This is a genomic window from Winogradskyella psychrotolerans RS-3 (genome assembly GCF_000427335.1).
GTDB lineage: Bacteria > Bacteroidota > Bacteroidia > Flavobacteriales > Flavobacteriaceae > Winogradskyella > Winogradskyella psychrotolerans.
In genome coordinates this window covers 16013-32090 of the sequence record NZ_ATMR01000180.1, presented here as the reverse complement: position 1 = coordinate 32090, position 16078 = coordinate 16013, and the positions used below count along the sequence as shown (strand labels likewise).

The following is a 16078-nucleotide window of genomic DNA, read 5'->3' as shown; positions in this document are numbered from 1 at the left end:
TCTTTAAAAAACTAGTATTCGTAAAGCCTTAATTTTGAAGATAAGTAACGAATTTGGATTAAGTTTTTGTGGATTTGAACTTTAAGAGGTTGGAATTTGCTTTTCTTTGAAGTATTTTAGCGTAAACTAAACTACGCTTTGAAAGATACATTCAAGCATCAAGGGATGCGCCAAAAACTTGTTGAAACACTTATAAATAAAGATATTAAAGATAAAGATGTCTTAAAAGCGATTGGTAAAATTCCGAGGCATTTGTTTATGGATTCTGGTTTTATTGATCATGCGTATCAAGATAAAGCGTTTCCTATTGCTGCAGACCAAACGATTTCTCAACCTTATACTGTAGCTTTTCAATCTGAATTATTACAAATTGAACCAGGACATAAAGTATTGGAAATTGGGACCGGAAGTGGTTATCAAACAGCGGTACTTTTAGAACTTGGAGCTAGAGTTTATAGTATTGAACGTCAACAAGAACTCTTTAAAAAGACGTCTAAATTTTTACCTAAATTAGGTTACAGAGCCAAAAGTCTCATTTTTGGCGATGGTTATAAGGGCATGCCTGTTGAAGCTCCTTTTCAAAGCATTATTGTAACAGCTGGTGCTCCTTATGTTCCTAATCCACTTCTTAGTCAATTAGCTATTGGAGGACGACTTGTTATTCCTGTGGGAGATGATGTGCAAGTGATGACCTTATTCATCAGAAAAGGCCCTAAGGATTTTGAAAAACACGAGTTTGGCGATTTTAGATTTGTCCCAATGTTAGAGGATAAGAATTAGTTTTTTATTTTAAGAGCAAAGAGCAAAGAGCAAAGAGCAAAGAGCAAAGAGCAAAGAGCAAAGAGCAAAGAGCAAAGAGCAAAGAGCAAAGAGCAAAGAGCAAAGAGCAAAGAGCAAAGAGTCTAGACTTTATAGAGTCATAATTTTATTTACTGAACTATTTCTTTGCAGATTTCAATAGTGAAAACCTAATTAAATAGATAAATTATAAACCTAGAAACTCTAAATATAAGGTTACTAATTAGTCGCGTTCTTAAAAGACTCTAAGCCTCCTACAATAGGCAATGTTAATGATGTTTTGTCTAATTTAATAGTCAACTCAGTTCCTGCTTTGGGATGTAACGTAAATTCTTTGTCGCTCGAAAATATCATAAAACCAATTTGTTGTCCTGCTTTAATGATTTGATCATCTGGTTGTAAATCAAAATTTACGGTATAAAATTGTCCAGGTTTTAAATCTTCTTCTTTTGTTAAGGATTTGTGATTTTTAGGATCTGCCCAACCTCTTGTAATTAAATTGTCCGTAATCTTGATGTCTTTTCCTTCTTCCCAAGGCAATGACACTAACCAAACCGAAAGATTTACAGCAGGTTGATTACTAGATAACGTAATACTCACTTTGGCTAAACCGGAAATATGAAGACCTTCTTTTAAAACGGGTGTGACATATAATAGTCTGTTTATTGAAAAAGCTTCTTTTGCAAGTTCACTGCCAGAAATTGTAACATCATCAGTTAAAGATTCAAATCCAATAGTACCAGGATTATGTGTTAAATTTCCAGGTAATACTCCAACTACTTTTAAATTTAAAGTTACAGGTGAAGCTTCAGGATTTGGATAATCTTTATATGCCGTAGGCATTTGCGGATCATCATTTTCTCTTACGATATAAGATTTGTTTTCCTCCTTTTCAACACCATTATCAATTCCATGAAGGTATTTTGTAAACCAACGGTTCATCATCGCCGTTGGTGGTGGTCCACCATGTCCGTTTTGGTGATAGTAAATCTGAGTGGGTAAGCCTTTTTCTTTTGCAGCTTTATAGATGCGGTAACTATGCTCTGGCATTACATTCCAATCGTTAAAACCATGAGACATAAGTAACGCAGCTTTCATGTTATCCATTTGATTAAGGTAATCTCTTCCTTCCCAAAATTCGTTATAATCGCCAGTTTCTCTATCCATACCGTTTTTCATTTCGGTATCTCTAATGGTTTTATTATTATATGGTCGATTTTCTTCTTTGCCACTATGCACAAAATCATAAAGGACATCAATATCTTCTCCCAAATATCCTCCAGGTGAGCGTACTAAGCCATTAGAGCGGTAATAATGATAATACGACGTGTTTGGCGCAATAGGAATAATAGCTTCTAAGCCTTCAACACCAGTTGTTGCCGCAGCTAAAGGTAAAGTGCCATTATATGACGTTCCAGTCATTCCTACTTTTCCTGTGGACCAATAGGCTTCTACTTCTTCGGTTCCTTCACGTTCGGTGTAGCCTTTTGCTCTGCCACATAACCAATCGATTACTGCTTTTGGAGCTAAAGATTCATTTTGCCCACCAATAGTTGGTGCTCCATCTGATAAACCAGTTCCAGGTGAAGAAGAATGGACGACTATATAGCCTCTTGGAACCCATTTTCTTAAGTGAGAATTAGAGATGATTGGTCGTTGCCCTCTGCGTGTGACTTCGGGATGAACGCGTTCTTTTGCCGATTCACCTAATTCGATATTAACATCCCACATAACTCCAGGTAAATCAGCAGCAACTCCCGCAAAATAAGGACTTGTAACATAGATTATTGGTAGTTTTAGATTTTCGGTTTCTGTTTGTTTCGGACGTGTAACTGCAACATGCATGCGGTCTGGTTGCCCATCTCCATCTGTGTCAAATTCTGTTTCCACCCATAAATCGTGGCGAATCCATTGGTCTGAATCACTAAAAGCTTCAACAATTTGAGCTTCTCCATCTTTAAAAACAGGTGTTGCTTTTTCTGTGGTGGTTTGCGCACAACTCAAAATTGAAAATGCCAATGCGAAAGCAAATAGTGTGTTTGATTTTAGTGAAAATACCATGTGAGAATATAATTTTATAAGCGTTTTGATAAAAGTAAGAAGTATAAATTAAACTTTTAATGCTTATTAGGAATAGTTTGATGTTTTCAATGGGAATATCTTTTACGTTCTTAAATTTGGAATAAGGTATCCTAAATAGAAAAACAAACTCCAAATAGATATAGCAAAGACGCTACAATTTTTGGAGTTTGTTTTTTTAATCCTATTTGTTTATTTGATGCTCCCAACTTGCACCACTAATATCTGTCATTTTTAAAGTGTACGTTCCACTTGGTAACTTCAGAATATCGGAAGAATTGAATTTCATTTTGGCTTTGGCGCCCAACGGAGCGATTAAGCTATGTTTACCAGGTTTTACTTTTGCGATATAATAATTTTCAATAGCATGTTCTGGTAGTTTAGCCAATTGATCTTGAGTATAATTCATGACCACATTGTTTTGGGCATCTTTAAGTTCTATGCCAATAATCCAAGCACCATAAACATCAACACCTTCAACTCTAAAAACATCAAAAGAGAGACCGTTTTCATTCAATTTGCCTTCTGTAATTTCAAGTTTAGGTTTTACAGATTTGTTGTGTAAGGTTCCCCAAAGTCCACCATGAAATACTTGATTGGTATATAAGGTTAACCCAAAAATGAAGAATGAACCCACAATAACAACCTTAGCAAAAATGCTGTCTTTAATAGGAATTAATCCCGAGCCTAACCATGCAAACCATTTCTTTTTGTAAAAGCTACATTTCTATTCATTAAATAATTATCCAATGAAACACGACCACTTCCTGTTAAAAACAAAAGGAAACCCGTTGCAATACCAAGGACTCCAATTTGCCATTCGTCTAAGCACGTGGTTCCTATCCATCCGGAACCTAATAGAATGCCCATTGCCAAACCAAACACACCGATACTCATAAGTCTAGTGAATAATCCGAAAATAATGAATAAACCTACAATACCTTCAATAATGGTAAAAGCGACCATATTGTAATATAATATATCAGGGTTTTCTACTAAATATTGAATAATAGGTTTTATGCCTAAGGCGTTTGGCAGAAAGTGGTTAAACTTTTCACCGATATAACCAGGTAATTCTGGATCTAATTTGTTTGCTAATAGTGTTCTTCTAAAAAATGCAGAAAAATAAGTCCAACCAATGACCATTCTGACTGCAAGGGCTAAGAAACCCGAATCGTTTTTAATATGTAAATTCATGTTGTATATCTATAATGTAAATAATAATTTTCTGCTAGCAGAGGTTGCTAGACTTCAGTTTGAAGAAAATTAATTATAGATACGCTTTATTGTTTTTGAAGAGAATATAGTAAGGAGCTAAAGGCGGAATATCGGCTCTAGCGTTGTAATATTGAGTTACGGGTCTATCAGAAAGTGAAGCAGTATTACCATTGAATTGCGGAAGTTTTACCAATACTGCTTGCGATAGTTGAAGGCTATGATTAGACTTTGAAATGCCCAATTCCGCATCTGTAGAAATATCACAAACACTACTTTTTAAGGAGGATATACTTTTGTTTGAAACTTCCGTTTTGGGAGTTTCAACAATATCTTGAATAGAATTTCGGACTTTACAAGGTGAAAACACCAATAACACAGCCAAACCTATGATGGACAGGATAGACGTCAATTGTTTTATGTGGTTTGGGATTTTCACTGGGTAAATATGAGGTTTAGAAAATTAAAACTTTAAAAGATTTGTTAATTATTGTTCTTACAAGAGTTTACTGAGCACTTTTCTCTAAACTAAAACGGAAGCGATTAGTTTGAACTTTTTGGTAAATGGTCTTCTGGAATCGGAATTTCCTTAGATTCTTGATTCCAATATAGGTTAACAATCCACCATCGTTTTCCATCGTTAAATAACTGTATACTGTTAATGCCTCGCATTAAAGGCGTGTCGTCGTTTTTACTATTAAAAGCTTCATAGGTACTAAACACATGTGCAATATTTCCGAAGGTTTGGGTTTCTCTTTTTATTTCTAACTCATGAAAACCATTATCCATTAACCATTTTTCAGAGAACTTAATGTAATCTTCAGACGACATATAGCGCAAGGTGGTTTGCTTTTTTTCATTCTTACCGGTTGCAATCAGTTTTGCATCTTTATAAAATAGGTGTTTAAATAAATCCCAATTCCGAGCTTCTCCTTTATCTCCGGAAATTACAGCGTATAAAGTAGCGACTGTACTATCTATAGAAGCGACATTTTTTGAATAATCTTTTTTTTCTTGGGCTGAGATACCAGTAAAAATTAAAAATGCGATGAGTAAAAGAATGTTTTTCATATGATAAAGTTAAAAGAATTTTAAACCAAAAACAATAGCGTCGCTTTGAAATCCGCTTTGGTACGAACGAAGATAATCAACACGTAATAATCTCCATTTTCCCCAGCCAATATTATCTAAACCAACGGAATATTCTTGGTAAGGTTTAAAGTCTGGGGTAGCTAGTAAATGTGCTCCTACAACTAAATTAAAATTCAACTTGTTTAATAATGGCATTTTTCCTAATAAAAATCCGTTGAAATCGTGTTCTACATGGCCTTCAAAATAAGCGTCATTTGTACTGGCAGAATAATAGTCTAAGTTGTTAAAGACATTAGTGTAATTGCCATCAAAGCTAGTATGGGTTTGGTTACCATTAAAATGTTGGTAGTCCATAAAAGCAATATCATCGGCATTAAAAAAGGTGCCGGCTTTTAGGTTATACTTCAATCGGCCTTTGTCCTTAATGTTAAACGACTGTCTTAAACTTGCTTTAATTTGGTCAAAATTATAATCGCTATTTGTGGCACCAAAGCCTTTTTCATAGCCTAAATATAAGGTTGGATAATCGTCGTTACCTACATTATATTTAGCATCAGGATAACTTAAATATTCTTGTCCGAAATTAATACGTGCATCAATATTCCCTTTTATAATATGGTGTGTTTCAAAAGGAGCAATTCCAAAGGCTGTTTCATTTAAAGGATTATTGCTAGTATAAACATCATTTTCTTCATTAAAAAAGGTTTGATTGGTAGTGTTGAAAAGGGCTTTTCGTCTTTCAAAACTCAAACCAGCATACAATCTGAAGCCGTTAAAAAGCTCTTCTGAATAGTTTAAAGCGGCATAACTTTTATCATATAATTTGATGTAATTATCTTCAAAAAACAACGTACTTACAGAATTGATTAATGGAGAAATAGGATTAGAAGGATTAAACTGTTCCGCAGAAACACCACCAGATAAACTTAAGAATGAATTACTAATGCTATTAAATTTATAGGTTAATGAACCTGTGGCACGTAAGCGTTCATCAGAAAAGCCATATTGAATATCTCCACTTGCTCTAAAGAAGCGGTTGAAATCGTCATAATTCTTAGTGTAAAATACATTTGCTTTTGCGGTATAGCCCTGAACGGTGTTGAATTGCACTCCTAAAATCGGAATGCTATAACCTAAACGATAATCCTTATGAGAATTTTGATAGGTGTAACCTAAGACCTTACTTAGTTTAAATTTGTTGTTAACACCATCAATAGAATCTAAGTACGGCTTAGACTCTCGTAAAACTTGAATACTATCTTTTCTTAGGTAATCTGTACGTTCTTCTGATGTTAGAGGCACAGGTCTTATAGCATTCCAAAATATAGAATCTTTTTTATTGGCTTCTTTTTCGTAGGCCACAATTTCTCGACTGAAATCTTTTCGGGTTAATCCTGTATTGAATTCGTAATTGCTGTAAACAGCAGTAAAACGCCCTTCACCTTTAATTCCGAATAAAGCATATTTAAAATCGATACTTTGTGAAATTTGAGCCCAAATATCATCAGATTCGGAATACGAATAACTCTGTTGTAGAGAGATCACATCAACCATTGGAATACGCGCTTGAACACCTGTAACATCTAATTCTATAGCGAATATATCCCATTGGTCTTCTACTATATAAATGACCCCAGAGAACACAGGATCGTTTTCACGTTTTGGCGTGACTTTTACTTTATTAATAAGATTTCCTCTGTCGTCGTAAAAAACACCTTCAAGCTTATAACGATAATAACCAAAAGCATTATTAGCGATTGGCGAAATAATTTCGTTACCAAAACTAATGGTATTATTATAGAAATTAAAATCAACATCTAAAGCACTATTAAAACTAAAACCATTGCTATCTCCACTGATTTTGGATGCTGTAATTTTTTCTTTAAGCTTATCAGGATTTAGAAACTGAATTTTAGAAATCGTTTCAGATAAATAGATGATTCCACTTCGTGTAGAATCTAAGCCACCGCCTAAATCACCAACTTCTTGACCCATTATTTTTTCAGGAGCATCCTTAATTTTAATTAAGCCTCTAGAGTAGAAATCGGCTTTAAATGAATTTATTTTTTCGAGATTGGCTTGTCGTTGGGCAATGGCTTGGCGCATTATGGCATTTGCAGGATCGTTTTCAGAATCGATAACAACTTCATTAAGCGATACAGATTCTTCTGCTAAAGTGATATCTAATTCAAATGGAAATTTTTCTATCGTAATGGTCTTTTTTACCGTTTTATAGCCGAGATAACTGTAAACAATAGTGTAGGTTTTTGGTGTTGAAATATTAAGCTCATAATAACCATCATCATTACTCGTGGTACCTTTATAAGTGTTCTCTATTAAAATGTTTACAAAAGGAAGTACTTCATTGTTATTGTCTGTAATATTACCGGTGATTTGTGCGGACACTAATGTACTTATACAAATTAAGAAGGCGCTGAGTAGTTTTTTAGTCATAGGGAGTGATTGATGAAAATAAAGTTTATTTCGAATTTTTACTTCTATTCACAAATTTTGTGCCTAAAGTTGAAAAATTCTTGTGGTACATATTTATAACAGACGCAAATAAATTGCAAAAGGTTGCACCAAACTTAGACTAAAAATAGAATGGTAAAAGTTATAGGAATCTTAAAATTATCGTTTTGACTAAATAAAATTACAAAAAACCTATATTATATAGACTCAAAGTGTCGTTGAGGACTATTCTTTGTTGAGATTTTTGGTAATGGTTTTTGGATTGGGTTGAAGCGCGTTGTTAACCCATTTTAAATTCACTTTAGTAGTGCTTGTCTTCTCCCAAGTAGGTTCATTTTCGAGATCATCCATTTCTGAATATTGTCCATGTTCCTGAAAATAAATTATTTTGTCTTTTTCTCCTTTGGAATCATTAGGAAAAATTAAATTCTCTGATTCCCAAAAACCAATATCTGCACTAGAAAAAACGTCAATGACTTTGTATAGGTTGTTACTGTCTAGAAAGAGGTAGTATCCGCCAGAATTTGCTCCACAAGATTCTGGGAGGTAATTAATAAATAGAATATTATCAATGCTTTTAACGCCTCGATTATTATAGAGGTTTATCTTAAAACCGTAATTGCTTCCAAGAAATTCTGATTTATTTTCAAAATATTCAGTCTTAGAGTTAATAAGTACCCTTGTAATAATATACAAGTTCTCTTCAACCATTTCTGTAGCAAATAGAAATCTAACATTATTAGCTTTCTTTTCTACTATTGAAATTAGACCACCTACAACATAACCTTGTTGGTTATTGTGTTCTACTTTATACCATGGAGAGTTTATACCGTTATATACAAAAGATTCGGAACTCTTTTCTATAATTCTTAGAGGTTCTCCTATGGTTAATAATTTAACAACATCAGAGTCAACAGAAGGAGAGTTTCTTAATTTTACATTATCGCCAAATAAATATACAATCTGGTCTATTTTAAACTCTTGATTAATTTCTAAGTGGTTGCTGTCTTGAGCGAAGCTGAAGTTTAATGTTAAAACAAATAAAATTATAAACTTGTTCATTTCTAATAAGTACTATCGGAAATCTTTTTTGATGCGATCTAAGTTTCGCTTGTTGTCACGATCTTTAATGGTCTCGCGTTTGTCGTAGAGTTTTTTACCTTTTCCTAATCCAATGATAAGCTTAGCTAAACCTCTGTCGTTAAGAAACAATTTTAAAGGAATAATAGCATTACCTTTTACATCCATTTCTTTCTTAAGTTTTTTAAGCTCTTTTTTATTGAGTAAAAGTTTACGTTCGGCTTTTGGTCTGTGGTTGTAATACGTGCCGTATTTATATTCTTCAACCGTCATATTAATAACAAACAATTCGCCTCTGTCATTAAATTCACAAAAACTTTCAGCAATAGATGCTTTACTAGATCTTATGGATTTAATCTCAGTTCCGGTAAGTACAATTCCAGCCGTATATTTATCTGATATCTCGTACTGAAATTTTGCTTTCTTATTTAATATGTTGATCTTTTTTTGCATGGGTGTCAAAGATAGTTTTTAAAGTGATAAGTTAAAAAGTTTTGAAGTAACAAAGTTTCTAATATTACGTTAATGCGTTGTTTTAATTGTAATCTTATCTCTAGTTTTGCGACATTAATAGTTATAAAAGAATTCTTAATGAAAAAATATATTGTTGTCTTACTTGTCGTTTTATTATCGAGCTGTAAAAATGAAAATTCAAACTCCATTAAAACAGATAATGAATCTAATCAAAAAACACTAACAGCAGAGGATATAATTACCAAATCTATTGCAGTTTCTGGTGGTGAACGTTTTAAGCAATCGAGTTTAAAGTTTGAATTTAGAGACACCTATTACCAAGCGCTACGTAAGAATCATGAGTTTCTTTTAGTGCGTGTTCTAGTAAAAGATAACGATTCTACTTTTGATATGTTGAGCAACGTAGGATTTGAACGCTATCATAACGACGCTTTTGTAAAACTTGAAGATTCCATTGCTAATGTATATTCTGCATCGGTAAATTCTGTGCACTATTTTTCTGTATTGCCTTATGGTTTAAATGATACCGCTGTTAATAAATCACTTTTAGAAAGTGAGCAAATTAAAGGCAAGGATTACCATAAAATAAAAGTAACTTTTAATGAAGACGGTGGTGGTGAAGACTATGAAGATGTTTTTGTGTATTGGGTTAATAAAGAAACTTTTAAAGTTGATTACTTAGCGTATTCCTATGCTGAAGTTAGTGGTATTGGTATGCGATTTAGAGAAGCTTATAATGAACGTTATGTCACTGGATTGCGATTTGTGGATTACAATAATTATAAACCAGAAAACACTACAATTCCAATAGGAAATCTAGCAAAAGCTTTTGAAGCGAATGAGCTAACATTACTATCTAAAATAGAACTCGAAAATATAAAAGTTGATTTAGTTAACAACTGATATTTCAGAGGTTTTTCCACTTTTTGATATGGTAACTATATAAAGATTGGCATTATTGTCGTCTGCTATATCTTCATATTTTTCACTACCTAACAAAGCATTTACAAACTTTGGAGTCGTATTACTGTGACCAACAACTAATACGGTTTGTCCTTTCGTTTTTTCTATGAATTCTTCGATTTTCATATCAGAAGGATTATAGAATTGAATGTCTAAGTTATTTGCTTTTGCAGTAGGTAAAGCAGTTTGTTTGGTTCTGTTGTAATCTGTGGAATAGATCGCATCAAATTCTATAGCTTTAAAATGAACTTCCCAATTCTCGGCACGTTCCAAACCTACTTCATTAAGATTGGGATTTTTGTTTGATTTATCCGTGCGATCTTTTTCAGCATGTCTAATTAAGTAATAAGTAGATACGTCTTCTTTTTTTTCTGGTTGCTCTGCACAAGATGAGAATACAAATAGTGAGATAAGTGCAATTAGAATTAATTTATGCATAATGATATAGATTAGTTAATTAAGGCTAATTTACTACTTCTATAATAAACAGGTAGATTGAGAGAAACAATAAGATAACCTTAGGCCAATTCTAAAGCAATTTCTATCATACTTTTAAAAGTTGTTTCCCGCTCTTTACTTGTAGTATGTTCTCCTGTTACTAATGAATCTGAAATGGTTAAAATAGCTAAGGCATTCACATTATGTTTTGCAGCAACGGTGTATAATCCAGCGGCTTCCATTTCTACGCACAATACTCCAAATTTAGACCATTTCTTATAAGCTTCTTTATCATCTTCATAAAAGATATCTGACGATAAAACGTTACCTGCTTTAATAGGAATGTTTTTAGCACGAGCCGCTTCAGTAGCTTTTATAAATAAGTTGAAACTTGCCGTTGGTGCAAAGTTAGCTCCGCCAAAACGAAGTTCATTAACACCAGAATTAGATGAGGCAGCCATAGCCAACACAACATCTCTTATTTCTACATCTTTTTGATAAGAACCAGCGCTACCAACTCTAATTAGGTTTTTAACACCATATTCTGTTATAAGTTCGTTGGCATAGATTGATATACTTGGTACTCCCATGCCTGTTCCCATTGTAGAAACACGCTTGCCTTGGTAGGTGCCTGTATAACCCAACATACCTCTAACTTCATTAAAGCATTTAGGATCGTCGAAAAATGTTTCAGCGATCCATTTAGCTCTTAATGGGTCTCCTGGTAATAATATAGTTTCTGCAATTTCGCCTTTTTTGGCTCCGATATGTACACTCATGTAACAAAGTTAAGCAAAGTGTTTTAATTAATATGCTGCGTTTGACATTAGATTATTCATCATAGCAACTCCAGATGAAGCTCCAATTCTGTCGACTCCAATATCTACATATTTTTGAGCCGTTTCTGCATCTCTAATACCTCCAGAAGCTTTTATCTTAACTTTATCTCGTACGGTTTTACGCATGATTTTGACAGCTGTAAGGGTCGCTCCGCTTTTTGAAAAACCAGTAGACGTTTTTATAAAATCGGCCTTAGCATCTATACAGATCTCACAAGCTTTTACGATTTCATTTTTTGAAAGTTCACTAATTTCGAGAATTACCTTAAGCGTTGTATTGCCAATGGCAGTTTTAATTTTGCTGATATCTTTGAGAACAGCAAGATAATTCTTGCTTTTAAGACGGCCAATATTTATGACCATATCAATTTCTGTTGCACCTTGTTCAATAGCCGTTTTGGCTTCAAAAATTTTGGCTTCTGTAGACATCGCTCCTAAAGGAAAACCAACGACGGTACAGATTTTAACTTCAGATTGGCCTAAAGCTTGTTTTGCGATTGGGACATAACAGCTGTTGATACAAACTGAGTAAAAATTATATTTTAAAGCTTCTTCGCAAAGTTTCAAAATGTCTGCTTCTGTGGCAGCGGCACTTAATAAAGTGTGGTCTATGTATCTATTCAATTTCATCGTATTATAAGTAGGGTTATAACATAAATTAGCTATAGTAATTATCTACAACGTAGAGGGATTACTAGTTATTAATTAAAAAATTTTAAGTAGTGTTGGAATTAAATAGCTCGACAAAACTAATCATTTATCCGTTAAAAGGCGGGTTAAAAAAATAATTTATCATGTCATTCGTCGAAAAATTGTTGATAACTCTTAAACTATTTAATTTTTAGGACGATAGAAACTTAATTAAGTAGGATTTTTTTTACTTAACTATTTTTTAAATTAAAAAAGTTTAAAAAGAAAGAGCAACACTCCTTTCAAAATGCTTGAAACTTGTGTTGCTCTTAACCAACCAACCATTATAAAGACTATCTAAAACCTATAATGTTACACGGTTTTAAATAGTCTCTTCAATTAAATCAACTTGATTTCTAAATACAAGTTGACCATCAAATTCATCGAGTAGAATAATACTATCAGTGGTTACTTTTCCAGATAATATTTCTTTACTTAATTCATTTAAAACATCTTTTTGAATCACACGTTTTACAGGTCTTGCTCCATATTCTGGGTTATAACCTTTATCAGCTAAATAGTTTACTGCTTCTGGTGTCGCATCAAACGTAATGCCTTGTTTTGCGATCATTTTAGTAATACCTTTTAGTTGTAAACCTACAATTGCTAAAATGTTTTCTTTAGATAAAGGTGTAAACATTATAATATCATCAATTCGATTTAAAAACTCAGGTCTTACACTTTGTTTTAATAATCCTAAAACATCAACTTTTGCAGCTTCAATTGCTGAAGGAATATCCTTAGTGGCTTCAAAACGCTCTTGTATAATCTCACTTCCCATATTAGAGGTCATAATGATTATAGTGTTCTTAAAATCTGCAATTCTACCTTTGTTGTCTGTTAAGCGACCTTCATCTAGTACTTGTAATAAAATATTAAATGTATCAGGATGCGCTTTTTCAATTTCATCTAACAATACTACTGAGTAGGGTTTTCTACGTACAGCCTCAGTTAATTGTCCGCCTTCGTCATAACCAACATATCCTGGAGGCGCACCAACCAATCTACTAACGGCGTGGCGTTCTTGATATTCACTCATATCAATACGTGTCATCGCATTTTCATCGTCAAACAAATATTCAGCTAATGCTTTTGCTAATTCTGTTTTACCAACACCTGTAGTTCCTAAAAACAAGAAGGTTCCTACTGGTTTATGTGGATTTTGAAGTCCTGCTCTAGAACGACGAACAGCATCACTAACCGCTTCAATAGCTTCTTCTTGTCCGACGACACGTTTGTGTAATTCATCTTCAAGTTTTAGTAATTTTTCACGATCACTTTGAAGCATTTTGGTTACCGGAATCCCAGTCCATTTGGCAACAACATCTGCTATATCTTCATAAGTAACTTCCTCCTTTATCAGAGATGTACCTTGCTGTTCTGCTAATTCTTTTTGGAATTTTTCAAGCTGCTCTGTGGCATCTTTGATTTTTCCATATCTAATTTCTGCAACCTTTCCATAATCACCATCACGCTCTGCGCGTTCAGCTTCAAGTTTAAAATTTTCAATCTCTTCTTTTATATTCTGAACGTTATCGACGACTTCTTTTTCAGACATCCATTTTGCATTCAGCTCATTTCGTTCTTCTTTAAGATTTGCCAAATCTGACTTTAAACTTTTTAATTTGGTTTCATCTTTTTCACGTTTTATCGCTTCATGCTCAATTTCTAATTGCATAATTTTACGATCTAAAACATCTAATTCTTCGGGTTTAGAATTGATTTCCATTCGTAATTTAGATGCTGCTTCATCCATTAAGTCAATGGCTTTATCTGGAAGAAAACGATTGGTAATATAACGTTGCGATAATTCTACAGCACCAATAATAGCTTCATCTTTAATTTGAACTTTGTGATGCGCTTCATATTTTTCTTTAATACCTCGAAGAATAGAAATCGCACTTTCGGTATCTGGCTCATCTACTTTCACCATTTGAAAACGACGTTCTAAAGCCTTGTCTTTTTCAAAATATTTTTGATACTCGTCTAAAGTCGTTGCTCCAATAGCTCTCAATTCTCCACGTGCTAAAGCAGGTTTTAAAATGTTAGCTGCATCCATGGCGCCTTGTCCGCCACCCGCACCAACGAGTGTATGAATTTCATCGATAAATAAAACGATGTCTCCATTACTTTCTGTAACTTCTTTAATCACCGCTTTTAGACGCTCTTCAAATTCTCCTTTAAATTTTGCACCAGCAATTAAGGCTCCCATATCCAAAGCGAAAATCTGTTTGTCTTTTAGGTTTTCAGGAATATCCCCATCAATGATTCTGTGCGCTAAACCTTCTGCAATAGCGGTCTTACCTGTTCCTGGTTCACCAACTAAAATTGGATTGTTTTTGGTTCTACGAGATAAAATTTGAAGGATTCTTCTAATTTCTTCATCTCTACCAATCACAGGATCTAGCTTTCCGTCTCGTGCTAATTGATTTAAATTCTTCGCATATTTATTAAGCGAGTTATAAGTTTCTTCTTGACTTTGAGAGGTGACACGATCTCCTTGGCGTAATTCTTCGATAGCAGCATTTAAGCCTTTTTCTGTAACCCCTTGATCTTTTAGGATTTGAGCGATTTTACTTTTAGATTTAAAAATAGCCAAAATGAGATGCTCAATAGAAACGTAGTCGTCATTCATCTTTTTAGCAATGATAGCCGCTTCGTTTAACGTTTTACTGGCTTCTCTCGATAGCATAATATCGCCTCCTGAGACTTTAGGGAAACTTTCGAGTTCTTTATCTAATATTTGTTGAAGCATTGCAATATTAACATTCAACTTTTTAAGTAAGAATGGCAATACATTTTCATCAACATTAAAGAGCGCCTTAAAAATATGCTCATTTTCTATTTGTTGATGACCAAAACCTTGAGCGAGCTGCTGCGCTTGCTGAATGGCCTCTTGCGATTTAATGGTATAGTTATTAAAATTCATCTTATTATGTTTTTATATAAGTTGGGTGAAGACGATTGAATCATTTCCTACTTCCAAACCCAAACTAAAATTATATAATTAAGTGTTGTGTTCATATATACTTTGGCAATTATCTTACCAATCTAAATTTGTAAGAATAAAATGACAAAATGACTGATTTACTGCTTTTTGAAGTGACGTTTTGACTGTTTGCAAGCTATTCTATTTTAGAATCTCTTATAAAGAAGAAGTTCAATTAAGTTTAACTTTAAACGAAAAATGCTGTGGTATAGGAAAAAATGTTGTTTAAAGCTGTTTTGTCTGCTATTTTTCAACTTAAACTATAAATGACTATTTTGAAAATGAAAATGTAATACTAAACTAGTCGATATAAATAGTCGTATGATATCAGAAGATTAGATTCAGTTTTTAAAATGTAAAGTCAGTTATGATATATAGGATTAGGAATAGAAGGTTGCTTTATGAATTTGACTTGGAAAGTTGCGGAATAGATACTTTTAAATTTATAAAGCAATAAGACTTGTAAGTTTCTAAGTTATACACGACATTTATAATATGGGAATTTTTAATAAACTATTTAGCGGTTCGTCCGAACCAAAAGAAGAGAAGGTGTTACCTTGGTTACCTTTAAATACGATTGATCAATTAGATACTATTCTAGATAAATCTAAAACCAAAACGCAATTAATTTTTAAACACTCTACACGTTGTGGAATTAGTAGAATGGTTATGAGTCAATTTGTTTCTGAATATGATTTAGAAATGGATGTAGATTTATACTATTTAGATTTGTTGAGTTTTTAGAGATGTTTCAAACGAAGTTGGTTATAAGTTTCAAGTGATGCATCAATCACCTCAGTTTATAGTCATAAAGAATGGAGTAGTGGTGTCTCATGCGTCTCATGGTGCTATTAATGATATGGATTTAGCTAAGTTAGTATAACGATTTTGTTTATTTTGAAATAAAAAACGTCAACATCTGAAAAATCTGTTTTTTAGTTATTTGTCA

At 33.3% G+C, this 16078-nt stretch carries 12 protein-coding genes and 2 pseudogenes; 3 read left to right on the top strand and 11 right to left on the bottom strand.

Annotated elements, in window-relative coordinates; all coding sequences use genetic code 11:
• The first annotated feature begins 138 nt into the window (after positions 1 to 138).
• Complete coding sequence (locus tag ADIWIN_RS16425) at positions 139 to 780, top strand: protein-L-isoaspartate(D-aspartate) O-methyltransferase (protein ID WP_040757636.1); 642 nt, start codon at positions 139 to 141, stop codon at positions 778 to 780.
• Positions 781 to 1017: 237 nt separating this feature from the next.
• On the opposite strand, the gene ADIWIN_RS16420 is transcribed toward ADIWIN_RS16425, so the two are convergent.
• From ADIWIN_RS16420 to smpB, 7 genes and pseudogenes are all read right to left on the bottom strand, one after another.
• The gene (locus ADIWIN_RS16420; RefSeq protein ID WP_020895984.1) at positions 1018 to 2859 is read right to left on the bottom strand and encodes a Xaa-Pro dipeptidyl-peptidase; all 1842 of its coding nucleotides are present in this window, start codon (positions 2857 to 2859) and stop codon (positions 1018 to 1020) included.
• 202 nt (positions 2860 to 3061) lie between these two features.
• Positions 3062 to 4074: pseudogene (locus ADIWIN_RS16415) on the bottom strand (TQO small subunit DoxD).
• 73 nt (positions 4075 to 4147) lie between these two features.
• On the bottom strand, positions 4148 to 4531 hold the full coding sequence (locus tag ADIWIN_RS16410; protein ID WP_152487283.1) for a hypothetical protein: 384 nt from the start codon (positions 4529 to 4531) through the stop codon (positions 4148 to 4150).
• Positions 4532 to 4635: 104 nt separating this feature from the next.
• Positions 4636 to 5163 carry a hypothetical protein gene (locus tag ADIWIN_RS16405; RefSeq protein ID WP_020895980.1) on the bottom strand — a complete coding sequence of 176 codons (528 nt, stop codon included), beginning with the start codon at positions 5161 to 5163 and terminating at the stop codon, positions 4636 to 4638.
• 9 nt (positions 5164 to 5172) lie between these two features.
• Complete coding sequence (locus ADIWIN_RS16400) at positions 5173 to 7638, bottom strand: DUF5686 and carboxypeptidase regulatory-like domain-containing protein (protein WP_020895979.1); 2466 nt, start codon at positions 7636 to 7638, stop codon at positions 5173 to 5175.
• 243 nt (positions 7639 to 7881) lie between these two features.
• A complete protein-coding gene (locus ADIWIN_RS16395; RefSeq protein ID WP_020895978.1) occupies positions 7882 to 8718 on the bottom strand; it encodes an SH3 domain-containing protein in 837 nt (278 codons plus the stop codon).
• A gap of 12 nt (positions 8719 to 8730) precedes the next feature.
• A complete protein-coding gene (smpB, locus tag ADIWIN_RS16390) occupies positions 8731 to 9189 on the bottom strand; it encodes an SsrA-binding protein SmpB (protein ID WP_040757634.1) in 459 nt (152 codons plus the stop codon).
• A 138-nt stretch (positions 9190 to 9327) separates the two neighbouring features.
• Between smpB and ADIWIN_RS16385 the strand changes: the two genes are divergently transcribed.
• On the top strand, positions 9328 to 10113 hold the full coding sequence (locus ADIWIN_RS16385) for a DUF6503 family protein (protein WP_020895976.1): 786 nt from the start codon (positions 9328 to 9330) through the stop codon (positions 10111 to 10113).
• On the opposite strand, the gene ADIWIN_RS16380 is transcribed toward ADIWIN_RS16385, so the two are convergent.
• From ADIWIN_RS16380 to clpB, 4 genes are all read right to left on the bottom strand, one after another.
• Positions 10099 to 10611 carry a SixA phosphatase family protein gene (locus ADIWIN_RS16380; protein ID WP_020895975.1) on the bottom strand — a complete coding sequence of 171 codons (513 nt, stop codon included), beginning with the start codon at positions 10609 to 10611 and terminating at the stop codon, positions 10099 to 10101. The two genes, ADIWIN_RS16385 and ADIWIN_RS16380, sit on opposite strands and share 15 nt — an antisense overlap.
• Positions 10612 to 10691: 80 nt before the next feature.
• Entirely contained in the window at positions 10692 to 11390 is a 699-nt protein-coding gene (gene deoD / locus ADIWIN_RS16375; protein ID WP_020895974.1) for a purine-nucleoside phosphorylase, read from the bottom strand.
• Between the two features lie 27 nt (positions 11391 to 11417).
• Entirely contained in the window at positions 11418 to 12080 is a 663-nt protein-coding gene (gene deoC, locus ADIWIN_RS16370; protein ID WP_020895973.1) for a deoxyribose-phosphate aldolase, read from the bottom strand.
• Between the two features lie 382 nt (positions 12081 to 12462).
• On the bottom strand, positions 12463 to 15069 hold the full coding sequence (gene clpB / locus ADIWIN_RS16365) for an ATP-dependent chaperone ClpB (RefSeq protein ID WP_020895972.1): 2607 nt from the start codon (positions 15067 to 15069) through the stop codon (positions 12463 to 12465).
• Between the two features lie 555 nt (positions 15070 to 15624).
• On the opposite strand from clpB, the pseudogene ytxJ reads away from it, so the two are divergent.
• Positions 15625 to 16012: pseudogene (gene ytxJ / locus ADIWIN_RS16360) on the top strand (bacillithiol system redox-active protein YtxJ).
• Positions 16013 to 16078 lie beyond the last annotated feature (66 nt).

Excerpts from the sequence above, each read along its gene's own strand:
- ADIWIN_RS16420 (WP_020895984.1), bottom strand. The coding sequence starts at position 2,859 with ATGGTATTTTCACTAAAATCAAACACACTATTTGCTTTCGCATTGGCA.
- ADIWIN_RS16405 (WP_020895980.1), bottom strand. The coding sequence starts at position 5,163 with ATGAAAAACATTCTTTTACTCATCGCATTTTTAATTTTTACTGGTATC.
- ADIWIN_RS16400 (WP_020895979.1), bottom strand. The coding sequence starts at position 7,638 with ATGACTAAAAAACTACTCAGCGCCTTCTTAATTTGTATAAGTACATTA.
- ADIWIN_RS16395 (WP_020895978.1), bottom strand. The coding sequence starts at position 8,718 with ATGAACAAGTTTATAATTTTATTTGTTTTAACATTAAACTTCAGCTTC.
- smpB (WP_040757634.1), bottom strand. The coding sequence starts at position 9,189 with ATGCAAAAAAAGATCAACATATTAAATAAGAAAGCAAAATTTCAGTAC.
- ADIWIN_RS16385 (WP_020895976.1), top strand. The coding sequence starts at position 9,328 with ATGAAAAAATATATTGTTGTCTTACTTGTCGTTTTATTATCGAGCTGT.
- ADIWIN_RS16380 (WP_020895975.1), bottom strand. The coding sequence starts at position 10,611 with ATGCATAAATTAATTCTAATTGCACTTATCTCACTATTTGTATTCTCA.
- deoD (WP_020895974.1), bottom strand. The coding sequence starts at position 11,390 with ATGAGTGTACATATCGGAGCCAAAAAAGGCGAAATTGCAGAAACTATA.
- deoC (WP_020895973.1), bottom strand. The coding sequence starts at position 12,080 with ATGAAATTGAATAGATACATAGACCACACTTTATTAAGTGCCGCTGCC.
- clpB (WP_020895972.1), bottom strand. The coding sequence starts at position 15,069 with ATGAATTTTAATAACTATACCATTAAATCGCAAGAGGCCATTCAGCAA.